The sequence below is a fragment of the Delftia sp. ZNC0008 genome, assembly GCF_000799035.1.
GTDB classification, from domain to species: domain Bacteria; phylum Pseudomonadota; class Gammaproteobacteria; order Burkholderiales; family Burkholderiaceae_C; genus Comamonas; species Comamonas tsuruhatensis.
Genome location: NZ_JTKZ01000800.1, coordinates 11344 through 16802, shown reverse-complemented (window position 1 = coordinate 16802; position 5459 = coordinate 11344). Strand labels below are relative to the sequence as shown.

5 protein-coding genes are annotated in these 5459 nt (G+C 66.7%); 4 read left to right on the top strand and 1 reads right to left on the bottom strand.

Features of this window, described 5'->3' with window-relative positions:
- Window positions 1-163 precede the first annotated feature (163 nt).
- Window positions 164-1639: an IMP dehydrogenase gene (guaB, locus tag L995_RS25810; protein ID WP_013803023.1), complete on the top strand. Its 1476-nt coding sequence runs from the start codon at window positions 164-166 to the stop codon at window positions 1637-1639.
- Between the two features lie 113 nt (window positions 1640-1752).
- Here guaB and ilvD read toward each other — a convergent pair whose 3' ends face one another.
- Entirely contained in the window at window positions 1753-3447 is a 1695-nt protein-coding gene (ilvD, locus tag L995_RS25805) for a dihydroxy-acid dehydratase (RefSeq protein ID WP_047474146.1), read from the bottom strand.
- 93 nt (window positions 3448-3540) lie between these two features.
- Here ilvD and L995_RS25800 point away from each other — a divergent pair, with 93 nt between their 5' ends.
- The 3 genes from L995_RS25800 to L995_RS25790 all read left to right on the top strand — a co-directional run bounded on the left by L995_RS25800 (window position 3541) and on the right by L995_RS25790 (window position 5320).
- The gene (locus tag L995_RS25800; RefSeq protein ID WP_047474145.1) at window positions 3541-4470 is read left to right on the top strand and encodes a LysR family transcriptional regulator; all 930 of its coding nucleotides are present in this window, start codon (window positions 3541-3543) and stop codon (window positions 4468-4470) included.
- A 140-nt stretch (window positions 4471-4610) separates the two neighbouring features.
- On the top strand, window positions 4611-4889 hold the full coding sequence (locus L995_RS25795) for a type II toxin-antitoxin system Phd/YefM family antitoxin (RefSeq protein WP_047474144.1): 279 nt from the start codon (window positions 4611-4613) through the stop codon (window positions 4887-4889).
- Window positions 4886-5320, top strand: a complete 435-nt coding sequence (locus tag L995_RS25790) for a type II toxin-antitoxin system VapC family toxin (protein WP_012204856.1) — start codon at window positions 4886-4888, stop codon at window positions 5318-5320. Before L995_RS25795 ends, L995_RS25790 begins: the two co-directional genes overlap by 4 nt.
- Window positions 5321-5459: the final 139 nt, after the last annotated feature.

Sequence of the window (5459 nt, the reverse complement as noted above, 5' to 3'; positions counted from 1 at the left end):
CCGCGTATTGCCACTGGGCGGCTGCGGGCAGCGAACAGGCGGCAAGCGTGACTAGCAAAACAAGCTTGATGGCGTGCATGGTGAGTTGGGGATCGGGCCGAATGGCCTACAGCATACATTGTGATCCGGCGCACGGGTACAATCCTTCTTTTGGAGCTCTCACATGCGCCTTCTCGGTAAAGCCCTGACCTTCGACGACGTCCTTCTGGTCCCCGCTTTCTCCCAGGTCCTGCCCAAGGACACTTCGCTCAAGACGCGCTTTTCGCGCAACATCTCCCTGAACATTCCCCTTGTGTCCGCCGCCATGGACACCGTGACCGAGGCGCGTCTGGCCATTGCCATCGCGCAAGAGGGCGGTATCGGCGTCATCCACAAGAACATGACGGCCGAGCAGCAGGCCGCCGAAGTGTCCAAGGTCAAGCGCCACGAATCCGGCGTGGTGCACGACCCCGTGGTCATCACCCCCGAGCACACCGTGCTGCAGGTGCTGCAGCTGTCCGAGAATCTCGGCATCTCGGGCTTTCCCGTCTGCGACGGCGGCAAGGTGGTGGGCATCGTCACCAGCCGCGACCTGCGCTTCGAGACCCGCTACGACGTCAAGGTCAGCCAGATCATGACGCCGCGCGAGCGCCTGATCACCGTCAACGAGAAGGACGGCACCACGCCCGTGGAAGCCAAGGCCCTGCTCAACAAGCACAAGCTCGAACGCATCCTGGTCGTGAACGACGCCTTTGAACTCAAGGGCCTGATCACCGTCAAGGACATCACCAAGCAGACCACCTTCCCCAACGCAGCGCGTGACAGCGCAGGCCGCCTGCGCGTGGCCGCCGCCGTGGGCGTGGGCGAGGGCACCGAGCAGCGCGTGGAGCTGCTGGTCAAGGCCGGCGTCGATGCGCTGGTGGTGGACACGGCCCACGGCCACAGCAAGGGCGTGATCGACCGCGTGCGCTGGGTCAAGCAGAACTACCCGCAGGTCGATGTCATCGGCGGCAACATCGCCACCGGCGCCGCTGCGCTGGCACTGGCCGAGGCAGGCGCCGACGCCGTCAAGGTCGGCATCGGCCCTGGCTCCATCTGCACCACGCGCATCGTCGCCGGTGTGGGCGTGCCCCAGATCATGGCTATCGACAGCGTGGCCCAGGCCCTGCAGGGCACGGGCGTGCCGCTGATCGCCGACGGCGGCATCCGCTTCTCGGGCGATATCGCCAAGGCCCTGGCCGCTGGCGCCTCGACCATCATGATGGGCGGCATGTTCGCCGGCACCGAAGAGGCTCCGGGCGAAGTCATCCTGTACCAGGGCCGTTCGTACAAGAGCTATCGCGGCATGGGCTCCATCGGCGCCATGCAGCAGGGCTCGGCCGACCGCTACTTCCAGGAATCGAGCACCGGCAATCCCAACGCCGACAAGCTCGTGCCCGAAGGCATCGAAGGCCGCGTGCCCTACAAGGGCTCCATGGTCTCCATCGTCTACCAGATGGCCGGCGGCGTGCGCGCTGCCATGGGCTACTGCGGCTGCGCCACCATCGAAGAGATGAACAACACGGCCGAGTTCGTGGAGATCACCGCCGCAGGCATCCGTGAATCGCACGTGCATGACGTGCAGATCACCAAGGAAGCGCCCAACTACCGCGCCGACTGATCCAGGTCCAGCGCCTTGGCGCGAGATGGAAAAGAGGTCCGGGCAGCCACTGCCCGGACCTCTTTTTTTCGTGCGCTCACGAAGCTCAGATGGTGAAGCTCAGATGACGACGCTCAAATGGCGAAGTTGTCCAGCACCGCGCCCGAGCTGGCGCTCGATGCGTTGAACGCGAACTTGGCCTGCACGCCCCGCGTGTAGCGTGGCGCGGGGGCCTTCCATGCCGCACGGCGCTGGGCGAGCACGTCTTCGGGCACGTTCAGCTGCAGCTGCAATGCGTGCGCGTCGATGGTGATCGAGTCGCCCTCATGCACCAGCGCGATGGTGCCGCCCACGGCCGCTTCCGGCGCCACGTGGCCGACCACCATGCCCCAGGTGCCGCCGGAGAAGCGGCCATCGGTGATCAGGCCCACGCTCTCGCCCAGGCCGGCGCCGATCAGGGCGCCCGTGGGGGCCAGCATTTCCGGCATGCCGGGGCCGCCCTTGGGGCCCAGGTAGCGCAGCACCATCACGTCGCCGGCCTGTATCCGGCCGTCGAGGATGGCCGCCAGTGCCGATTGCTCATCGTCGAACACGCGTGCCGGGCCGGTGATGACCGGGTTCTTCAGGCCCGTGATCTTGGCCACCGCACCTTCCGGGCTCAGGTTGCCCTTGAGGATGGCCAGGTGGCCCTGCGGGTAGAGCGCATCCGAGAGGGGGCGGATGACCTGGGGGTTAGGCGGTTCGTCAGGCACGCCGGCCAGGGTCTCGGCGATGGTCTGGCCCGAGATGGTGATGCAGTCGCCGTGCAGCAGGCCCGCATTCAGCAGGATCTTCATCACCTGCGGGATGCCGCCCGCCTGGTGCAGGTCCACCGCCAGGTATCTGCCGCTGGGCTTGAGATCGCACAGCACCGGCACCCGCTGGCGGATGCGCTCGAAGTCGTCGATGGACCAGGGCACGCCGGCCGCATGGGCGATCGCGAGAAAGTGCAGCACGGCATTGGTGGAGCCCCCGGTCGCCATGATCACCGAGACCGCGTTCTCGATGGACTTGCGCGTCACGATATCGCGCGGCTTGAGGTCCATCTTGATGGCCTCGATCAGCACCCTGGCGGATTCCTTGGCCGAGTTCTCCTTTTCATCATGGGGATTGGCCATGGTGGAGGAGTAGGGCAGGCTCATGCCCAGCGCCTCGAACGCGCTCGACATGGTGTTGGCGGTGTACATGCCGCCGCACGAGCCCGTGCCGGGAATGGCGTGCTGCTCGATGTCCTTGAGCTCCTGGTCGCTGATCTTTCCCGCGGCGTTCTCGCCGACGGCCTCGAACACGCTGACGATGTTCAGGTCCCGGCCTTTCCACCTGCCGGGCAGGATGGTGCCGCCGTAGACATAGATGGCCGGCACATTGGCGCGCAGCATGCCCATCATGCCGCCCGGCATGTTCTTGTCGCAGCCGCCGACCACCAGCACGCCATCCATCCACTGGCCGCCCACGCAGGTCTCTATGCAGTCGGCGATCACCTCGCGGCTGACCAGCGAGTACTTCATGCCTTCCGTGCCCATGGACATGCCGTCCGAGATGGTCGGCGTGCCGAACACCTGCGCGTTGCCACCGGCCTCCTCGATGCCTGCGATGGCCGCGTCCGCCAGCCTTTGCAGGCCGGAGTTGCACGGCGTGATCGTGCTGTGGCCGTTGGCCACGCCGACCATGGGCTTCTTGAAATCCTCTTCCTTGTAGCCCATGCCGTAGAACATGGAGCGGTTGGCTGCGCGCGCCTTGCCTTCGGTGATGTGGGCGCTTCGGCGGTTGATCTGGTTCGGCGGGGTCATGGCATGTCTCTCGTTGTGGGGGTTGGATGAGTATGGGCCGACTGATTCATCTGATCCAATCCTATTCATCGGCATGATTGATATGCTGCGCATATGAATGAGCCCCCCATTGATCTGCGCGTCTGGCGGCAATTCCTGGCCGTGGCGGACGAGCTGCACTTCGGCCGCGCCGCGTCACGCCTGCACATGACGCAGCCGCCGCTCACACAGGCCATCGCCCAGCTGGAGCGCAGCCTGGACGTGGCGCTGTTCGAGCGCTCGAGCCGCCACGTCGCGCTGACGCCCGCCGGCGAGGCGCTTGTGCCGCAGGTGCGTGAGCTTCTGGCGCGGGCGGCAGCGCTGCCCGGGATTGCGCGGGCTGCGGCAGCGGGAGAAGTGGGGCGCGTGCGGCTGGCCTTTGTCTCCACCATCGGCTTCACCCGGCTGCCGCTGTGGGTGCGGGACTTCGTTGCAGGAACGCCCGGTGTGGCGCTGGAGCTGGTCGAGGCCACCAGCGATGTGCAGATGGAGGCATTCGAGCGCGGGCAGATCGATGCCGGGCTCATGCTGCATGCCCCGGGGCATGCGCCGGCCGGCCTGGAGCGCCTGGCCGTGGGACGGGAAGCCATGGTGCTGGCCCTGCCGCAGCAGCATGCGCTTGCCGGTGCGGACCGGCTGATGCTCGACGAAGTGCTGGAGCAGCCGCTGGTGATCTTTCCGCGCCGCATCATGCCCTCGCTCCATGACGCGGTGACGGATCTGTACCGACGGCACGGACATGTGCCGCGCATCGCGCAGCAGGCGATACAGATGCAGACCATCGTGAACCTGGTCTGGGGCGGCATCGGCCTGGCCTGGGTGCCCGCCAGCGTGATGCAGTTCTGCAGGCCCGGCGTGGTCTACCGCGAGGTGGTTTTCGCCAGCGCCCGTGCAGGCAGCAAGGCCGTTGCCCTGCCGGTCTGCGAGACCAGCCTGGCCTGGCCTGCCGGAGCCATGTCGCCCGCGCTGGCGCGGTTTGTCGGCTTCGTGCGCGAACAGCGCTGAGTGGCGTTCACCGACAGCCCCCCGAGGCAAGGCCCGCGAATATCCGCATGGTTCTGGTCTGAATTTTTGGAAATTCTGGCCAGAATGATAGAATTCGGGCCAGGCCGGACACCAGGCCTGCTTTTGTTTTCAGCCCCGCCATGCAATCTGTCGGCATCTACGAAGCCAAGACCCGTTTCTCCGCCCTGATCGAACTTGTCGAGCAGGGCGAGGAAGTGCGCATCACCCGCCACGGCAAGGAAGTGGTGCGCATGCTGCCGGTGCGCCGCCGCCCCGTGATCACCGACGAGCAGATCGCCCGCGAGCTGGAGCAGATGCAGGCGCTGCAGGCCACGGTGCGGCCAGCCCAGCCGGCACAGGCGGCACAGGCGCCGGACTCCACCACCCGACTGCGCCACGCAGGCCGGAGCCAGGCATGACCTCCTTCGTGCTTGATGCCTCCGTCACCGCCGCCTGGCTGCTGCCCGATGCCGCCAGCGTGCACACCCAGCGCCTGTATACCCGCATCCGCCGCCACGAAGTGGACCCGCAGGCGCCCAACCTCTGGCAGTGGGAATGCGGCAACCTGATCGCCTCGGGCGTGCACGGCGGCCGCATTCCGCACAGCTCGGTCGAAGGCCTGTGGGGCGTGCTCGAGGCCATCCGCCACCGCGTGGAACTGCACGAGTTGGCGCCCGCCCAGCACAAGGCCGTGCTCGACGTGGCGCTGGACACCCGCCTGCCGGTCTATGACGCGGCCTACCTGTGGCTGGCGCAGTCGCTGCGCCTGCCGCTGGCCACCTTTGACGCAGCCCAGGCCGCCGCCGCACGCAAGCGCGGGCTGGCGCTGCTGGCCCCTGAAGATTTCTGATCCCCTCCCATCACCTTTGCCTGAGATGACCATGCAACACGACAAGATCCTCATTCTTGACTTCGGCTCCCAAGTCACCCAGCTGATCGCCCGCCGCGTGCGCGAAGCCCATGTCTACTGCGAAGTCCACCCCTGCGAC

Coding starts and splice junctions, on each gene's coding strand:
- guaB (WP_013803023.1), top strand. CDS start 164: ATGCGCCTTCTCGGTAAAGCCCTGACCTTCGACGACGTCCTTCTGGTC.
- L995_RS25790 (WP_012204856.1), top strand. CDS start 4,886: ATGACCTCCTTCGTGCTTGATGCCTCCGTCACCGCCGCCTGGCTGCTG.
- L995_RS25800 (WP_047474145.1), top strand. CDS start 3,541: ATGAATGAGCCCCCCATTGATCTGCGCGTCTGGCGGCAATTCCTGGCC.
- ilvD (WP_047474146.1), bottom strand. CDS start 3,447: ATGACCCCGCCGAACCAGATCAACCGCCGAAGCGCCCACATCACCGAA.
- L995_RS25795 (WP_047474144.1), top strand. CDS start 4,611: ATGCAATCTGTCGGCATCTACGAAGCCAAGACCCGTTTCTCCGCCCTG.